Annotated in this window: 15 protein-coding genes and 4 pseudogenes; 6 read left to right on the top strand and 13 right to left on the bottom strand. The window is 33.7% G+C overall.

Annotated elements, in window-relative coordinates:
* Positions 1 to 50: 50 nt before the first annotated feature.
* The 10 genes and pseudogenes from B5P40_RS21780 to B5P40_RS21735 form a co-directional block, all read right to left on the bottom strand.
* Positions 51 to 265, bottom strand: a pseudogene (locus tag B5P40_RS21780) (DUF3951 domain-containing protein).
* Positions 266 to 471: 206 nt separating this feature from the next.
* Entirely contained in the window at positions 472 to 1,551 is a 1,080-nt protein-coding gene (locus B5P40_RS21775) for a Ger(x)C family spore germination protein (RefSeq protein WP_002128209.1), read from the bottom strand.
* A gap of 2 nt (positions 1,552 to 1,553) precedes the next feature.
* On the bottom strand, positions 1,554 to 2,636 hold the full coding sequence (locus B5P40_RS21770; RefSeq protein ID WP_002128210.1) for a GerAB/ArcD/ProY family transporter: 1,083 nt from the start codon (positions 2,634 to 2,636) through the stop codon (positions 1,554 to 1,556).
* Between the two features lie 20 nt (positions 2,637 to 2,656).
* On the bottom strand, positions 2,657 to 4,156 hold the full coding sequence (locus B5P40_RS21765; protein ID WP_098986809.1) for a spore germination protein: 1,500 nt from the start codon (positions 4,154 to 4,156) through the stop codon (positions 2,657 to 2,659).
* 497 nt (positions 4,157 to 4,653) lie between these two features.
* Positions 4,654 to 4,821 (bottom strand): annotated as a pseudogene (locus B5P40_RS21760) (IS4 family transposase); the annotation flags it as partial.
* 92 nt (positions 4,822 to 4,913) lie between these two features.
* The gene (locus B5P40_RS21755; protein ID WP_002162261.1) at positions 4,914 to 6,329 is read right to left on the bottom strand and encodes a homocitrate synthase/isopropylmalate synthase family protein; all 1,416 of its coding nucleotides are present in this window, start codon (positions 6,327 to 6,329) and stop codon (positions 4,914 to 4,916) included.
* On the bottom strand, positions 6,326 to 7,390 hold the full coding sequence (locus B5P40_RS21750) for an alpha/beta hydrolase (protein ID WP_113709859.1): 1,065 nt from the start codon (positions 7,388 to 7,390) through the stop codon (positions 6,326 to 6,328). The genes B5P40_RS21755 and B5P40_RS21750 overlap by 4 nt, the downstream gene beginning before the upstream one ends.
* Before the next feature lie 14 nt (positions 7,391 to 7,404).
* Positions 7,405 to 7,842, bottom strand: a complete 438-nt coding sequence (locus B5P40_RS21745; protein WP_002128217.1) for a DUF441 family protein — start codon at positions 7,840 to 7,842, stop codon at positions 7,405 to 7,407.
* 14 nt (positions 7,843 to 7,856) lie between these two features.
* Complete coding sequence (locus B5P40_RS21740; protein ID WP_483296264.1) at positions 7,857 to 8,750, bottom strand: HesA/MoeB/ThiF family protein; 894 nt, start codon at positions 8,748 to 8,750, stop codon at positions 7,857 to 7,859.
* Positions 8,737 to 9,585 (bottom strand): HesA/MoeB/ThiF family protein, encoded by an 849-nt coding sequence (locus B5P40_RS21735; protein ID WP_002162264.1) that lies wholly within the window; start codon positions 9,583 to 9,585, stop codon positions 8,737 to 8,739. The genes B5P40_RS21740 and B5P40_RS21735 overlap by 14 nt, the downstream gene beginning before the upstream one ends.
* A 176-nt stretch (positions 9,586 to 9,761) precedes the next feature.
* Here B5P40_RS21735 and B5P40_RS21730 point away from each other — a divergent pair, with 176 nt between their 5' ends.
* From B5P40_RS21730 to B5P40_RS21720, 3 genes and pseudogenes are all read left to right on the top strand, one after another.
* Positions 9,762 to 10,232 (top strand): tyrosine-type recombinase/integrase, encoded by a 471-nt coding sequence (locus B5P40_RS21730; RefSeq protein WP_002128220.1) that lies wholly within the window; start codon positions 9,762 to 9,764, stop codon positions 10,230 to 10,232.
* A gap of 12 nt (positions 10,233 to 10,244) precedes the next feature.
* The gene (locus B5P40_RS21725) at positions 10,245 to 10,652 is read left to right on the top strand and encodes a tyrosine-type recombinase/integrase (RefSeq protein WP_309252111.1); all 408 of its coding nucleotides are present in this window, start codon (positions 10,245 to 10,247) and stop codon (positions 10,650 to 10,652) included.
* Positions 10,653 to 10,737: 85 nt separating this feature from the next.
* Positions 10,738 to 11,624, top strand: a pseudogene (locus B5P40_RS21720) (DUF4158 domain-containing protein); the annotation flags it as partial.
* A 199-nt stretch (positions 11,625 to 11,823) separates the two neighbouring features.
* Here B5P40_RS21720 and B5P40_RS21715 read toward each other — a convergent pair.
* A complete protein-coding gene (locus tag B5P40_RS21715; protein WP_113709856.1) occupies positions 11,824 to 12,726 on the bottom strand; it encodes a LysR family transcriptional regulator in 903 nt (300 codons plus the stop codon).
* A gap of 205 nt (positions 12,727 to 12,931) precedes the next feature.
* Here B5P40_RS21715 and B5P40_RS21710 point away from each other — a divergent pair, with 205 nt between their 5' ends.
* Complete coding sequence (locus B5P40_RS21710; protein WP_113709855.1) at positions 12,932 to 13,672, top strand: acetoacetate decarboxylase; 741 nt, start codon at positions 12,932 to 12,934, stop codon at positions 13,670 to 13,672.
* Between the two features lie 17 nt (positions 13,673 to 13,689).
* Entirely contained in the window at positions 13,690 to 14,724 is a 1,035-nt protein-coding gene (locus B5P40_RS21705) for a ketopantoate reductase family protein (protein ID WP_113709854.1), read from the top strand.
* 180 nt (positions 14,725 to 14,904) lie between these two features.
* Here B5P40_RS21705 and B5P40_RS34095 read toward each other — a convergent pair.
* Positions 14,905 to 16,133: pseudogene (locus B5P40_RS34095) on the bottom strand (phospholipase D-like domain-containing protein).
* Positions 16,134 to 16,372: 239 nt separating this feature from the next.
* Here B5P40_RS34095 and B5P40_RS21695 point away from each other — a divergent pair.
* Complete coding sequence (locus B5P40_RS21695) at positions 16,373 to 16,573, top strand: DUF1657 domain-containing protein (protein WP_000218935.1); 201 nt, start codon at positions 16,373 to 16,375, stop codon at positions 16,571 to 16,573.
* A 595-nt stretch (positions 16,574 to 17,168) separates the two neighbouring features.
* On the opposite strand, the gene B5P40_RS21690 is transcribed toward B5P40_RS21695, so the two are convergent.
* Positions 17,169 to 18,002 (bottom strand): MerR family transcriptional regulator, encoded by an 834-nt coding sequence (locus B5P40_RS21690; protein WP_113709853.1) that lies wholly within the window; start codon positions 18,000 to 18,002, stop codon positions 17,169 to 17,171.
* Positions 18,003 to 18,345: the final 343 nt, after the last annotated feature.

Raw genomic sequence — 18,345 nt, 5'->3', positions numbered from 1 at the left:
AGAATAGTTCATATTATTAAACTGATGGATGTGCCTTGTGATAAGTAATGTTATTTTTTCTTCTTCCCATCACCATCTTCACCTTCAGCTACTAGTACTTTCTGTTCTTCATGAAATTCCGAAATCGTTTGACCAGTCATGTGATCAAATGGAGTATAAAAAGAAGTGATATTTTTCTTTTTTACAAATAATTTATAAAACCAATTATAACTAATATTACTATTGTTAACGGTAGTCCTATAACAGCCATAAGCAGTGGATCCATAGAAAATTCCCTTTCTATATAGAAATACATATTTTCATTCGGTTTATACTCTATTATAAAAATAAAAAAAGGGGTACAGCTGTACATGTATAAAAATTATTAAATATAAAAAGCATCTCAACTTTTCATGAGATGCTTTTTTCCTGTTTTCATCCCATAACACCTTGTTTCATTTATTAAAAGTTTTCATACCTTATGTGACTTTTTTATTCCGTCACACCAGACTGGATAATCTTCACATTCGCAGTTACATGAAAACGGAAATGCTTATAGGAATTTTCCCACTCTTTATCGTTCCACTTTCTTGTTTGAGTCCTACCAAATTTTCTAAGACCTATAGGATCTGTCCCTTTATTAATAAATCTTTTTATTAATTTAGTTGCCTTTTTCTCTATTTCATTTTCCATTATCTTCTCTAGCTTTCGTATTTCTTTGGCATTATCTAAGTTTTTTGTTTTTGTCAGTTCTTGTATTTCACCCTTCACTTGAATATGAGCGTCTATGAATGGATTCTGGCTATTTCCCTTCATTTTGTATTTTGTTTCAGATTTAATATTTTCTATCGTGGCATAATTATCAGAAAAACCAGGAAGACGGAACTGATACGTTCCACCTCGAAATTTATCGGTCAACACTTTGAATATAAACAAATCTTTAAATGAGAGCGTATCAACCATCCTATACCTTTTAAATAAAACCACACCAGTTAACTCTAATAAATTTTCTTTTTTTGAAATTAGAGGCAAATATGAATCTCTCGCATCATCATAAAGTTGATTTAAAAATAAATAAAAATTTGTTTCTGGTTGTACTCCATTCTTAACATTTTGCTCAATTAAGGAAGATAAATACGTGGAAACCCCTTTTTCTTTAGAGTAATTTCCCTTTAAAAGCGTCCCTCCATTTTCATTTGCAATCGCTAAATAGATTGAATTTCCGATACTTGGGTTTCGGTTCATAGTTTCTAAAATTTCTTGCATTCCCTTTTTAGCTAATTTTTTATCAAATATAATCACACGTAATTGACCTAACTCTAGAGGTCCAGAAGATTTTTCAGATGCTCTTGCCAAAATTTCTTTACTACTCTTCCCCAATGCTGAATAAATTTTTGTTTGTCCACCGCCACTACTTGTATATGCCGAAATCGCAAACGTTCCTCTTATTTTATCTTCAGCCTCTAAATCATATGAAGCAACTTGAATTAAATCGATGTCATCAACAATTTTAGTTTTAGCACACCCTGTTAAGAGGACACTGAATATGAGAAAAAATACCCACTGTTTCATCTTTATCTCCTTAATTTTATTCGAATGGTTTGGATAATCCATAATATAGGAAGGTACATATACATGTAAATAAAACCAGTTTGGCCTAGCCGACCGTTTAACACATTCAATTTATTACGATTATTCAAGAAAAATGTTAAAATAAAGACAAATAGAAGCAGAAACGGCAAAATATATTTTTGTTTTATCCTAAATGTCTCTTTTAGGCCACGACTTACTCCCCATAATGTTATGGCTATATTCGGTAATATAAAAAATGCCCAGACAGAGATTATAATGTACTCAAATCGCTCTATAAAAGGAAGCTGAATGATTTTGGTCATACTCAAATATGCCCATATAGCATGAGAAAGTTGTTTTTCACTGAAAAATGTAAGTGATAAAATAATAAGGTATGTGTATATGACCGTCGTTACTAAATTCCCGTAGTGCGCATATCTCTGAGAGGTTCGCGCATTTTTAATAAAGGGATAATACATCAATAACGTTTCAAATCCTAGATAGCTGAACATAGTTCCTTTCATTCCCTTAATTATTTCTTGAAATGAATGCTGCCACATTGGAAATAGGTTTCGAAAATCTGCGTATTGCAAAGGATAGAAAAATGTAAAAAACAGCATACTTGGAATGACAATTCCAAAGAAGCCAATGCCTGCAACTACACGAAATCCTCCTGTTACAATGTAGTAACATAAAATCAAAAAAACCCCTGAAAGAATCCACGTAGGCATAGAAGGAAACATCCAAACATGGACTACCTCAATATAACTGTGTAATGTTGTTGCACCCAGCATTAAAAGATATGCTAGAAAAATGAGGTTAAATACCCCACCAATCCATTTTCCAAAGACATTCTGATGTATTATGATGATGTCCCCGTTACCTTGATTCAAAATTTGATATATAATCCAAATTATGATGTTAACAGACAATCCAAATAATAGGGTACTAATCCATGCATCGTTTCCTACTAACTTTGCACTAATTCTTTCAAAACCAAGCATACCGACTCCCATTTGCATAGTACAAATTAAAAAAAATACAACAAATGGGGAGACTTGATACTCAGTTGGAATGTTCTTCATAACGGTCCTCCATGTTAGATTCAATCATCAAAATCATTTCGTGATAAAATTCCACCTTTCTTTGCGTCTTCGGGATCAAAACGAATGCGCTGTTTGGTTCTTGAAAATAAAGGTCGCTCAAACATTGATGAAATTGGCATACGAATAATGCTGTCTTTCCAATCTGCCAGTCTTGTAGGATAAAAAGGGAATAAATAAGGACGTTTTAACGATTTTGTACGTAATAAATGTGTTAGAAGAAAAGAACTTGCTATAACAATCCCTAGTAACCCTAGTAGTTGTGCTGCTACTATAAAGGGAAAGCGGATTACTCGAATTGTAATACCAATTTTATAAATTGGAGTTGTAAATGATGTTAGTGCTGAAAGAGCAACAATAATGATAAGCACGTTACTTGTGAGACTGGCTTCTACTGATGCTTGTCCAATTACAATACCACCTACTATACCTACGGTTAATCCCACTTTAGTTGGTAAGCGTGTTCCTGCTTCTCTCAATAATTCAATAGTTATTTCTAAAAAAAATGCTTCGATTACCGGAGGGAAAGGTATCTTACTTCTAGAAATCACCAATGTTTCAAGAAGTTCTTTCGGAATAAGTTCGTAATGATATGTTAATATCGCAACATATAAGGGCGTAGTTAAAACGGAAAATATAAAAGCAAAAATTCTTAACAACCGAAAGAAAGAAGCTAAAACCCAAGGCATCGTATAGTCTTCTGTTGAAGTAAAAAATTCAATCAATGTCGTAGGGAGTGTGATAGCAAAAGGTGAGCCATCTACAAATAGTGCAATCTTTCCTTCAGCCAAAACAGCAGCTACACGATCTGGACGTTCTGTATTAAGGAAGTGTGGAAAAATAGAACTTGGATTATCAACAAGCAGTTGGGTTAAATAAGTACTATCAAGAATGTGGTCTATTTTTATTTTACTTACACGTTTTATGATTTCCTCTACATTTTGATTGTCTGCGATTCCTTCAATAAATACTACCGCTACAGAAGTATTAGAAAGATTTCCTACTTTCAATGCTTCTACTTGGAGAAACGGTGTTGGAAGCCTTCTGCGTAACAAATTCAAATTTGTATCCAGATCTTCAACAAATGCGATTTGTGGGCCTACAATATTATATTCAATTTCAGCCTTTGTAATATCCCGGCCTTCTTTTTTTGATATATTTATTAACAAGCAGCTTGATATATCTTTATCTATTTGAATTAGTATATACCCGTTTAAAATATCATTCTGAATGTCTTCTATTTGTTTTGTTACTTTTGCAACTCCAATCGGTAAAGCAGCTTGAATATCTTGTAGTGAATCGAAAGGTTTTTCTTTTATGTACGGTAAAACATCTTCTTGTAACATATTTACATCAATCAATGTCCGAAAATATGAGACAACTACAGACGAATTATCTGAATAAACTTTTATTTCAGCGAAATCTTCGGATTTCTTTAACAATTGAATAAGGTCGTGCAAGGATTTTAGAGGATAACAAGGGATTTTTTCATGCTGTTTCAATTGATAATACCTCTCCCTTCAGAAATAAACCATGTAATATATTCGAAAAATTCACATTTTAAACTTTACGAACAGTAACATATAAATATACTCATTGAAATTGCTACATCCCCTCTAGAAATAACTTAACCCAAATCCATTGGGAAAATGTATATAAAGGAAAAAATATAAGGAGTATGATGATTAAAAGTAAAATAGAAATTAATGTAAAGAATCTTACGCATGTCCATCAACTTAACAAATTAATCGTTCCTCAAAATGAAAGAATGAATTGAATTTTCATAGACAACATTGAAGAGATGAAACTTTCATTTTAAGATGCTCTAAAATATTAGCTTGATAGCAGTTTGACTCTACCCCATGCCCATCAACTTAAGAGCCCAAATAAAATGAAATCTCGTTCATATGAACGAAAAAACTCTTAAAATACTTTGTACCCTTAAAAATAAGTATGTCAAATAAACCTCAATCAACAAAATTTTAAAAATAATGAAATTTTGTTTTTTCAATCCACTATGCTCATAAATAACACCCAGGATATCAAAGACCGTTTTCTTCTCATATCGGTGAGATTTCCGTCCATTTTTCAGTAAGGTGTTGAATAGACGACACAAGATTTTTGTTATTTCTTGAGTGTTTTGTTGTATAGCTTGATACAAGATGTAGGGGCACGGCAACAATTCCTTCTTTTTGGGGCATTCAAAAAAACAGATAGGATTCAAAAAATCTATTGGATCCCATCTGTTTCTAATCTTTGTTAATATATATATAATTTCGAAAGATTTTCTTCTAACAAGCTTGAATTATAATTAGGGGCTAGTACAATGTTTGTGTATGTTCCTACACCTGAAAGGTACTTGTATTTATGTTTGAAACCGGATGGAATAAAAACAGATGCGGGGCTCTCAATGATTTGTACGTCTCCTTCGATTTCCACTTCACATATAAGCCCTGTACCATCTATGTTATTACCCCAAAACACAAAAGCACTATCACAATGATGTGCATGATCATCCACATGACCTTCCAAATTTCCGTCCATATGCTGATTACAGAATATACGTTGTATTACATAAAATGAAGCGCGCTCATCTGTTCTATAATCCATTTGTACCCATCGTTCTCCTGGCCCATCCCTATGATACAAAAGTTCAGATGCCCCTTTTACAAATGGTTTACTAACGCGTAAATTCTTTGAAAGGCGAGGTCCTTTTCGTTCTACCCGTTTTTGTTGTATCTTCCTCACTCTTCCTATCATTTCAGGTTGAATTCCTTCATATGCTAAAACATTATGATTCACAGCTTTTACGTGATAAGGTGCTGTATGTGTAAAAACATTTTTTCCAATGATAGGTCTCCAATGATCGACTTTACAACCTGTAGCCAATTGAAGAGATTGTGTTAATTCTGGAATCATTTTTAATTGAAAGTATTGATTATATTTTTGTGATAACAGAACAGATAAATTTAGTAAATCAACAATCCCAGCCCGTTCACCTATCCCGCATAAAGTTGCATCAATGACAGAAGCCCCAGCATCAATAGCCGCAAGAGCATTCGCTAGTGCTAGTCCTAAATCATTATGTAAGTGTACTTCAATTTCACAGGGGAATGTTTCAACTGCTTTCTTGACTATGGTTGCACACTCATTAGGTTCCCAAACTCCCACCGTATCTGCTAAACTAATTCGATTTGCTCCCGCTTGATATGCAATTTTTCCAAGGTAAGAAATATCTTCCCAAGTAGTTCTGGAAGCATCTTCAATTGTGAATCGAATTTTCATGCCTAAGTAACGAGCTTCTTCAATCGCTTGTTTCACTTGATTCATCACATAATCTTTTGATCGATTTGTATATTTGGTTTGTAAAGAAATCGGATTAATAGATGCCCAAATCCCTACCCAATCAGCTCCCGCTCGATATGCAGCATGAACTTCTTCTTTTTTCGCTCGAGCATGCATTAAAATATCAGCTTGTTTTGCAGCAGCCGCAACTTCTCGGCAAACCGCTTCTTCTTCACGAGAAATTCCAGGATGTCCAACTTCAATTAACCGGATTCCAAAATCCTCAAGCATATGAACCAGCGTAATTTTATCTTTCTTTGAAAAGCGAACATCACATTGTTGTTCCCCTTCTCGCAAAGTAGCATCTAAGATTGTTATATCCCTGTTCATTCCTTTATTCCTTCTTTCATTTCTATAAAATTCAATACTTCTTTAAATAGAACATCATGATTTTTTTCATATACCGCCCAGTGTGTTGCATTAGGAATCACAACTTCCTTTTTTTGCTTAGTCCCAGTTAATTTCGATAGCATATCTCTATCGGCAAATAAATCATCTTCTCCATAAATAACCAGCACAGGTGAAGTAATCTGAGATGCATCATATAAAGGACGGTTATTCCAAATAGAGTATAAATCTTCTAGAGGCCCCATCGGTCGACGAATGATGCCATTATTTTTCTCGCTAATTGGGTCTGAGTGAAGAAATACGTCTTTTACAGAATCCATAGCTTCATTTGTAACCATTTTTTTCTCGCCCATCATCATATGCCAGTGATGCATTCCTTTATCAAAGTCTACAGTTTGATAGGAGGTTGCATGCGGATTGAATTCCCCTTGCTGTAACGGATTGTCAAATGGCTCTGTCATCATTGGAAGCGTAAATCCATGCATGTATCCATATAAAACAAGTGTATTAACATCATCAGAATGTGATATTGCATAATTTCCAGCTACCACGCCCCCGTATGACCAGCCAACAAGATGAATTTTTTTTACATTCCTTTTACTTTTAATCCAATTCACAACTGTTTCTAAATCTTTTGTTGCATCATCTAAATGAACGACTGGTTTATTTAGGTTAGGCGCTTCTGACATTTCTTTTGGCCTTGAAGATTGCCCAAATCCTCTAAAATCCATTGCCCACGTATCATATCCTTTTTTTGCATACTCATCCATCCATGAATATTTTGATACATCAAAAGCTTCTGCAGTAGGAACACTAAATGGTTCTAAAAACAAAATAATTTCGTCTGATGTATATTGCTTTTTTGTATTTACACTTTTATGAAGTAAAAATAATGTTTCGTCTTCTTGTGGAATTTTATATTCTTCTTTAATTATTTTAGAAGTTTTTGTCCCCTCTGAAACTTCTTGATGATTTGAACAACTAGACAGTAAAAAAACGAAAAAAACACCCATTAAACTTATAGATTTCCAATTCATTTTCATTTTTAAAATCCCTTTCATTTCATAGAAATGATGGCTATTATTCCAGCTGCAATAATTAACCCCGCCGGTAACCCCTTTGTAAACAATACAGCCATCAGAGTACCTATTAAAACACCTAATAATATAGTTGGGTTCATCGGTAGTACTCCTACTCCTTTTCCTCCTATAAACGACACTATAAACCCCGCTAAAATCGATCCCCACCCAATTGGAGAAGTAATTAACTTCATTATGTTATCACTCGAAATCTTCCCTGATGTGATGGGAACTAAAAGAAATAACATGAGAAAGAAAATACCAATCGGAAAAGCATATTGCTGAATAGCATGCAAGATAGTTTTTTGTCCCATAGCAAATAACACGCCTAATAAACTTGCTGCAATAGCTAGTGCATAATCTTTAACAATCAAAGCAAGTATAAAAACAATTCCTAGCAGTAGAAAAGAAACCATATATTTTACCTCTTCTATAAAGTTGTATAATCCCAACTGCCGTTTTCAGGTTCACATACCTGCACCATGTTTGGATGTGAAAGGTTAATCTGGATAAGGTTTGGACTAATAATAGGTTGTAAATCTTCTCGACTTACAATAAACTTAAATGCTTCAAAGCTTGCTAGAATCCCTATAATGTTTGCGACAGGAGATAGTACAGCCCATGGTCGATCTTTATTTACATAGCTATTCGCCCACTGTTCATCTGCACCATGTTTAATAGAATACAGAGCACGTCCATCTTTTAAACCATGAATTCTGTTTTGCATCTCAGGTGTTAGTTCTTGCTGATAAGATGGATATCCTAACGCAATTTCATAAGGTACAGATTCAGGGGTTAATGACATGACGCCACCTCTAAAGGGTGGTGTAACAGCAATCCAGATAGAAGGAATCTCTAAAGTTTGAGCCATACGGTGAATAATAACCCTTGCTACCAAATTATCAGTTGCATCTATAATAAGATCTGTATTTGCTAACAGATTTTTTGCGTTATCTTCTGTAACAAACTCTTGTGTTATTTTTACTTGTAGTAAGGGATTAATGTCTTTTAAGGTTTCTAGAGCCACAAATGCCTTTGGTTTCCCTAACGTACTTATTGAACTAAGCATTTGTCGATTAATATTACTCGCTTCGAAAACATCTTGATCAATTACATGAATCTTCCCTATACCCATTCGTGCCAATTGAACAAGCGTAATGCCCCCTACTCCTCCAGCACCAACTACAGTAACACGAGCATTTTTTAATTTTTTCTGTTCTTCTACAGAAATCACACCGATATTTCGTGTAAAACTTTCTTCATATATATTTTGTGTATTTAAATTTTCATTGAACAATTTTGCTTCCCCCTTATAATGTTGCATAATCCCAACCGTTTTCTGGTGCGTCTTTTATCTGGACAGGAGTAAGACTATCTACATCTATAACAATGCCCTTTGGTGCTCTAGCCAAAGGTTCACGAGCAGTTAGCACTTGTATCGCTTCATGAAAGCTAAATAACGATAAAAGATGTGCTCGCATAGGAGTAATAATCCAGCCTACTTTCCCCTCACAAAAATCTTTTGCCCACTCTTCAGGCGCTCCCTTATCAACCGAATACCATGCTCTTTTTTTCTTAATATCAGTAATTTGCTGCCTTAACTTTGAATCTGTTAATCTGGATCCTACAACAGACACATTCAATGCCTCTTCATATGGAATCCCATTTGGAAAGAATGTAGAAACGAACCCTCTTGTTGGGGGACTCCCTGACATACCTACACTTGGTATCCCTAATTCTCTAGCTGTTCTATGTATAATGACCCTAGAAGGCATATCATCCACAGCTTCTACCACAATATCATGACCTTTCATTAATTCCACCGCATTGTCCTCATCTACTTTTGTTTGTATAAAGTTTGTTGAGATATAAGGATAGATATCTTTTACAACTTGTTCAGCAACTTTTGCTTTTGGTTTTCCCACCACACTAGAAAGCGCTAACATTTGTCTGTTTATATTAGATATTTCGAATTCATCTGGATCGACCCCTGTAATATGCCCAACCCCCATTCTAGAAAAGAGGATGGCTTCATAACCTCCTACTCCCCCTAATCCAAAGATAATTACTCTTTTATTCCTAAGACATTCTTGCTCCGCTCTTGAATAGACACCAATGTTCTTTTTTACCATTTCCCAATAGTAAGTATCCATATCCATTGAAAAACCTCCTGTGATGTAATCATTATAAAAAAGACTATCTATATAAAATAATCAATATGTATAACAATAAATTTAAAATATGTTACTTTTGTGAGTTATTTGTAAAAAAAATTAAAATTTTCAAGTTATTTATCTTTTGTTAACGGAACACATTTGAAGAAAAAAAGATAATAATGGATTTTAAAACCTGGTTAAAAAATGAAGGGAAACGAGAGCAAACCATTCAAGTATATGTTCGCTCAGTCCGTCAATTTATGGAATGGTTACAAATTTCACATGAACGAAATTGGAATCCTAATGAAATAAGTGCAAAAGTTATTCATGAATGGATTCATCATATGCAGACCATTGAAAAAGTGGCAAAGCCTACAATAAATAAAAGAATTGCCTCATTAAAAGTATACTGGTCGTATCTTATTGAACAAAGGATTGCAATATATGATCCCACCAAAAAAATAAAGATAAAACGTATTTCTAGGTTAGAAGACACTCCACGTTGGTTGAATGATATGGAACAAGTGAAATTACTTAACTTGATTCGACGAGAAGAAAATGAATGGAAGCGAAAAAGAAATATGGCCATGGTTCGTTTAATGTTACAAGCGGGCCTTCGAATTAGTGAGGTAGTAAATTTAGAAATATAGGATTATAGAAAAATTGGTAGTGTAGGAACTATTACAATTCGTGAAGGTAAAGGTGGTAAGCCTGATGTAGTAAAAGCAGTAAAAGATATTTGTCGCGCCCTCGATGAGTGGATTGAAGTTCGCGGACAATCTGTCGATAACACAACACTTTTTCTTTCCACTCATAAGAAAAAAATGACCAGACAAGCTATTCATAAACAAGTGAAACCACTTTTAGAACAAGTTTCACCAAAAGGCGGAATGACAACACACAGTCTTAGACATACATATTGTAAAAGTCTTTTAGAAGTTAGTGGTGGTGATCTTGTGTTAGTTGCACAAATGGCCAGACATGAATCTATTGAAACAACACGTAGATATGTTACTCCATCTGCAGAAGAACAATGGAATATACTACAAAACCTTAGTGAAGAAAGATAAAAATCTCGTAGAGATTATACATTATATTTTTGGACAAATGTAAATTTGAAATTGGGAGTTCCTATAACTAGAAAGGAGTTATGGCATGCTTACTATTCAAGAAACAGCTTATTCAAGGTTAAAAAGTAATCCTACACCCAAAGAACTAGATAAGCTATTTTCTCCTTCATTAAAAGAATTAAATTGGACAAAAGCACATTCTCGTAATCCATCTTCTCAGTTGAACTTTTTAATTTTGCTAAAAATTTTTCAGTGTTTAAACTATTTTGTTCCGATTACAGATGTTCCCCTTGTCATTATCAAGCATATTGCTAGAACATCTAATATTACTCTTTCTGGTAATGAAAAATGGGATTCTTATCATCGGACGGGAACCGGAAAACGTCAAATCACCATGATTCGGAACTATCGAAAAGCAAAAGTATTTGATAATCAAACTCGTCAAATTATGTTAACAGCAATGGAAAACGCAGTGTTAGAGAAAGATGCGAAAAGTGATATTGTGAATATTACGATTGACGAATTAGTCAAACATAGTTATGAATTACCTGCATTTCAGACGTTAGTAAAATCTGTAGACCATATCTATAGTGTGGCTTATCGTACTTTATATAAACGAGTTGTAGATTCATTAAGCAATGAAGAAAAAGAAAAAACAGATACACTATTTCAACAGATTGATGGAGCTACTTATTCTGATTGGTATGCGATAAAACGAGACCCAGGCCGTCCTACACTAGAACAAATCAAGACATGAATTGCACGAAAAAATCGGATTAGTGACCGACAGCTGGGAAGTAATTTTTTTCAAAATCTACTTATCCCTCCTGCCAAATTAGATGGGGTCCGTATGAAAGAACTTGAACAACATAAACGATTGATGATATTGGAACAATGTATATCAAGCGAATTGCCAAAGCTGAAAATAAAGCAGAAGAAATTATTGCCGCAGGGCTTGAAAAGGCTGTTAAAATAGCAAGTACATTCTAATTAATAAAATACGTATCACTCAATATGGCAGTACCAACACTTTTATAGCGGTGGTACTGTTATCTCGCTAACTAAGATCCCCACGACCTCCAGATGCTTTCAGTATCTGGAGGATTTTTATTAACTTGATGGCTATGGCCTTGGTAAGACTTTTTTTAACGACATCTAACACCAATATTAATTAATCGTGCTGATTAGATAAATTACTGAATAATTGCTCTGTAAATTGATTTATTAGCCCAGATGCTTTTTCATTTTTTCTTGTTACCTTCCAAAGATAATAAGGGATCGTTTTATATTTATCTATGGAGACAGTGATAATTTCATTTTTTTGCTCTGGGGGTAATGAATGAACAAGATAATCGGGACCAATTGTAATTGCATTTTCATGAATAATCATTCGAAAGATACCTTCTATGCTATTGGTTATTAATGAGACTTTATTCCATAAATGCGTCGGTAAAATATCTTGAGTAATCTTTTTTAAGTAGGGATCATTATACAAAACAATCATTTCATCCTCTAATTCATCACCTGAGATACTCTGTTTAAAGCGCAAATGGGATCGTTTATTTATTACTAACAAGGTTTCACCTTTTACTAATGGTTCCCATGTTAAAAATTCTTCTTCTTTTTCCGTTTTAAAAGATACAAATCCTAAATCAGCATGGCCGTTTTGAACGTAATTTAGGACTAATCTAGAATCACCTTCAACTAACTGGATATTCACATGAGGAAAGTCTTTCCTAAATTTTATTGTAGTATCAATTATCTGTGAGATCATCCCTGGGATAGTAGCAATAATAATATTTTCTTGATTCTCACTTTGGAATACTGATATTTCATTCTTCATTTTATTAATCGTTTTCAAAACAGTAAGCGCATGTTGAATAACGATTTTCCCTTCAATAGTTGAATTGGTTCCTTTCCTTGAACGGGTAAAGAGTGTAACACCCAATTCATTCTCTAATTGTGCAATTGATTGGCTTATTGTTGGTACGGTCATACGGTTTTTTTTTGCTGCTTCAGTGAAAGAGCCTAACTCTCCTACATCAATTAAATATTGAAGCTGAATGATATTCATGTAAGACACATCCTTAAAAAAAAATTAAGTAAAAATAAATTTAATTAAATTTATTTTATCATAATTGTAAATTACAATACAAATGTAGAAGCAAAGCATTCATATCGCTTTGTTACAAGGTGTTTCATAAAGAACGTTTTTCATGAAAGATAGCTTATTAAAATAGTAAAAGCTCAAGATTATCATCATAAGGAGTGTAAAACGAATGAATATCAACAATGTGCCAAATCATCTAACTACACCATTAACTTCACCAGCATATCCAATGCCGCCATATAAATTTGTGAATCGGGAATATTTAAATATTATTTATAGAACTGACATGACAGCTTTACGTAAAGTTGTACCTGAGCCTTTAGAAATTACGGAACCTTTCGTTAAGTTTGAGGTGATGAAGATGCCTGATGTTTCTGGACTTGGTTCTTATACTGAAGCAGGACAAGTTATACCAGTAAGCTTTAATGGAGAAGAGGGTGATTATATACATTCCATGTATGTTGACAACTTCCCAGCGATTGCAAGTGGGCGTGAACTGTCCGCTTATCCAAAAAAATTAGGTAATCCAGAGTTGCTTATAGACTCGGATACTTTAGTTGGGACACTTGATTATGGTTCATTACGTGTTGCAACTGCAACAATGGGCTATAAACATATTCCATTAGATCATAAAGAAGCTCTAAAAGAAATATCCCGCCCAAATTTTATGGTTAAGATAGCAACGGGATATGAAGGACAATTAAAGGTTTGTGATTTGGTTCGTACTCAAATTACAGATATCACAATAAAGGAAGCTTGGACGGGACCTGCACGATTGCAACTATTTGAGCATGCACTTGCACCGCTCGCAGATTTACCAGTCCTTGAGGTTGTTTCAGCTACACATATTTTGACTGATTTAACTTTAAATGCTGTACAGCCAGTTTATAATTTTCTGAATACGAAATAAAGAAAGGTGTGTTTAAGATGAGAGTTGCAGTTTTAGGAGCAGGTTCTTTAGGTACTATTATCGGGGCATTTATTGCAAAGGGCGGAGAAAACGTCGAATTAATTGACGTAAATCAGGCTCATGTCGACGCATTAAACAAATTTGGAGCGAAAATTGTAGGCACAACAGAATGTACTATACCAGTAAAAGCAGTTACACCAAAACAAATGCCAGGGACATATGATTTAGTCTTATTGCTTACGAAACAACTTTATAATCAATCCGTTATAAGCGAATTACTTCCTTTCCTAAATGAAACAAGCGTTGTTTGTTCGTTACAAAACGGAATTCCTGAGGGAAATATTGTTTCATTAGTTGGTAAAGAGCGAGTAGTGGGTGGCTCAGTTGAATTTGGCGCAACGTGGGTAGAACCAGGAGTTTCAAAACTTACTACAAACTTTGATACATTTAAGGAGCAGGCATTTGCAATCGGTGAACTTGATGGTTCAATGACTGAAAGAATTCAAAATATAAAATCTGTATTAGATCATGTAGGTGGCACAGTTATATCGGATAACCTTGTTGGAATAAAGTGGTCAAAATTAATGGTCAACGTAGCTCTTAGTGGTATGTCAGCAGCGCTTGGGGGTACGTACGGTGATGTACTCGATAATGAGTTTGGTGTTATGAGTGCAGTGCATTTAGCGGATGAAACTATTAAGGTAGGTCACTCAAAAGGTATAAAATTTGCTCGTATGGGGGGCTTTGATATTTCATCTTTAGAAATAAAAAATGAATCTGATATTGCAGATAGAATGAATGCTTTTAGAACGATATTCAAACCACAAGCACTATTAAAAGCGAGTATGTTACAAGACCTTGAAAAGCAAAGAGAAACAGAAATAGACTATATTAATGGAATCGTTCCTAACCAAGCGAAGTATTCAAGGATTTTAACACCATACAATGATTTAGTAGTAAAACTTGTTAAACAAGCAGAAGAAACGAAAAATATTCCGAATTTCGGTTTAAATATTCAATCATTTAAACAGCTAATTGAAAATAACAATTAAAATTTTGTCATAAAAAGAAACTTATGCAAACAATAACCGATTCCCTATACGGTAGTTATGGAATCGGTTATTAGTTATTTTCATTTTTTCATTTTAGAGAACAATTAATTTCTTAACTTGATAGGCATGTGGCGAGACCCCTATCATTTTACTATTCCTTAATATAAAAATTCTTTGTTTTTACAAATAATACTCAAACATTTTTGCGACCTTTTCTTTCATTTTTTCTTTTATAGATAATTGATTGACGTCAGAGGATGTTACCCTCTTTGAATTTTGTAAGTCTGCAGTAATGACTGGCTTTATTTTCGAAATATAGACAGGGTCTTGGATATAACAGTTCATTTCTTCATTTAAATGAAACGAGCGCGAATCAAAATTCACGGTCCCAACCATCAATACTTTTTCGTCAATCAAAAATACTTTACCGTGTAACACTCCCTTTTTATAACCATATACTTCTATTCCCTGTTTTAATGCTTTTCGGATATATGGATACACTGCTTCTTTAACTAACAGTGCATCCGAATGAGGTGAGAACAGAATTTTGACACGGACTCCCCTCTTTCTTGCATCTACTAATGCTTTCCAAATAGTTTTGTCTTTTGGTATAAAATAAGGTGTTAATATAATGATGGATTCTTTTGCTTGTTGAAACAGCATTGCATAATCTTGCCCAAGTTTTTCTCCGCTATAATATGCAGTAAATCGTTGCGAGGTTGCTCCCTTTTCCTTTACCGCATTGTGTATCGGAATCGGCTTCTCTGAGTTTTTCTTCCAGTCTAATACAAACTGGCGTTCTAGATCTTGAACTCCTTCTCCTCGTATTTGAAGATGCTAATCTCTCCAATAACCAATTTTTTCCTTCCCCCCAAAAAATACTTCTTTCCAATGTTAAATCCGCCAATGTACCCAATCTTTCCATCAATAACTGAAATACGACGATGATTCCGATGATCTAAAGAAGAAAAAAGATAAGGAAAATCAGGTTTATTGTAATACGTAAAATGAATTCCTTTTTTAACCAATAATTCTCTTTCCTTTTTCTTTAGTAAAATTCCACCTAACCTATCCAATGCATAGTATACTTCTACACCTTCCTGACTTTTTTGCCGCAATAACTGTAGAAACTGATGACTTACTTTATCATCAGCAATAGAGAAAAAGTTAATATGTACGTACTGCTTTGCTTTCTCTATATCTGAGAATAATTGATTGTTTAACTGTTTCCCGTCTGTATACATAGTAATATCACTTTGACGAATAGGGTATTGACTAGGCTGCTGACCAAATCTCCCACTTTTTTCGGCTATTGTTCTGTCAATTTCACCCCAAACAAGCAAAACAAAACATCCACCGATAAATAAAAAGAGGAGTACTCGGAAAATTCCCCCTATCTTTTTCAGCATATTTAATCTCCTTTATATATTATTGTTTTATTTCTGCTAGTTTTTGTTATTGGGGCAAAACTATTCCATGCATCTATTAGCTAAAAAATCCTCCTTTGAATAATTAACTGTAAAATTTCTCATTCACATAACTCTAATTTAGGGTTATCATTCCTGATAACCCTAAAATTAGAAATCGTACTATGATAACAAAATAGGCATCCTATATTTTGAAGTACATTTACAAGGAGGATTACTACATGACAGTAAGTACTAAACTTAAACAAACTATCGCTGGATTAAAGAGTGCTCAAGCATGCCTAGAAGGATTTGTTCTTGATACTGATAACAAGCAAGCAAAACAATTATATACAGGTGCAGCACAACAAACTCAAGAAATTATTGAATCTTTAAATCCTCGTCTTCAGCAAATTGAACATGAAGAGCCTCAGTACAAGTAATAATCATAATACCTTTCACATAAAATATCGTTCACATGGAAGAGTGCTGAGATTAGATAACGATTATCAAAATGCTGATTACAATTAATGTTTCTCACCACATCACTATTAAGATAAGAGAAACAAGTATCCAAAAACAAAAAAATGTACATTTTCATCTGGAGATGCACATTTTTTCGTTTTTGGTGTGTTATAAAATGCTTAATTTGATAGATGTGTGGGGTGACCCCATCGCTATCAAGTTAAGAAACACATTCTTCCCCAAAATGATAAAAATGAACTTCGGTGCTATAAAAAACACAAAATTTCCATTTAAAGAGTACTTTAAAGTCTTAGCTTGATGGCAATGGAGTATTAAAATAGCTTAATTTGATGGGCATGTACACAGACCCCAATTATAGTAGGGGCCCCGCCAACCAATTGACATAAAACCCACGCTAAGCAAATTGGCTTTAGTTTGTATTAATTTAAAGAGATTCTATGATTTTATAGTAAGTGGACTACCAGCACTTTTTAAAAAATCATACTAAACACATTTTGATAAAAGAGCCGATTTTTCCAATTTTCTTGTAAATTGTGTTGCATAAATAAATGCTCATTTCTCTTGGTGTTTCGATTTTTCTTCAACAGGAATTTGCATATTCATAATTATCTGTCCTTCTGGGTAAAACAGATTCAATCCGTGTAAATCTGATTCAATTACATTACATGATCTAAACTGTAAACCATTTCTCTTTATATAGTCTTTAATGTTTGTATATATTTGACGTCGTGCTTCATCCATATGCCCTTCTGTACATACGTAATCAACACAAAGATAATTACCTGCAGGTATACTAAGAATATCAACATGCTCCATCTCTGTATCATTCAAAACAGGATAATAAACTGAAAGTCCCAAATCATCATTGAAGAAATTCTTAATTGGACACATTGTTATAAATTGTTCTTGAAAAAATTCACCTTGCTTAAAAATAGAACGGAATTTATCAAAAAAGGATTTTACACTATTAAAATTTTCTCCTTTGATGTGATAATATTTTCTTTCTTCAAAATAGACACTCTGAATTTTATTGAAATTTCTGCTTCTATTTTGAAGGAGATCCAGGAGCCTAGTAATTTTCTTTTGCACTTCCATAAATCGATGAATTTCAGTTTCAATTTCATTTTTTTTGTTCTGTAAGATATTCATATTGTTTATTATATTTCTCTTATTTATTACTAAATCAATTTCTTCAATTGAAAAACCCATATCTTTACAAAAGAAGATTTGGCTAATTCTTTGTAGGTCTTCATTTCCATACAATCTATAGTTATTTTTACCTACCTTTGGCTGAACTAATCCTTTTTCTTCATAGAATCGAAGTGTTTCTTTCGTAGTATTAAAAATCTTAATTATATCACTTTTAGTTAACTTATAGCTATCCATCTAATTATATTGCCTCCTATAAGGAATAATATTCATACTATAAACTATGTGGTTACTTCATAGTCAATAAATAAAAAAATTTAAAATCAAAACTGGCTGTTTTTAGTGATGAAGGAGTACATGTCTGGTTCTGTTGCAAAGTTTCTTAACAGCTAAAAAGTTGGTATGATAGCTGTTCTTGCAGAGTTTGAGCGTGATATTATTCGTGGAAAGCCTCTTCGTAAAGATAATGCGTAAATACAAACAAAACCAGCAAAACACCTTTTCTGTGTCGTACTGGTTTTGTTGAAGTCCATCTTGAATTGTAGCTAGTTCAACGTGATTGCAAATTCCGAGTTCGGCG

Source organism: Bacillus sp. SRB_8, assembly GCF_003264205.1.
Taxonomy (GTDB): Bacteria; Bacillota; Bacilli; order Bacillales; family Bacillaceae_G; genus Bacillus_A; species Bacillus_A mycoides.
The sequence above is the reverse complement of the archived record's forward strand: the minus strand, read 5'-3'. Positions and strand labels throughout refer to the sequence as shown.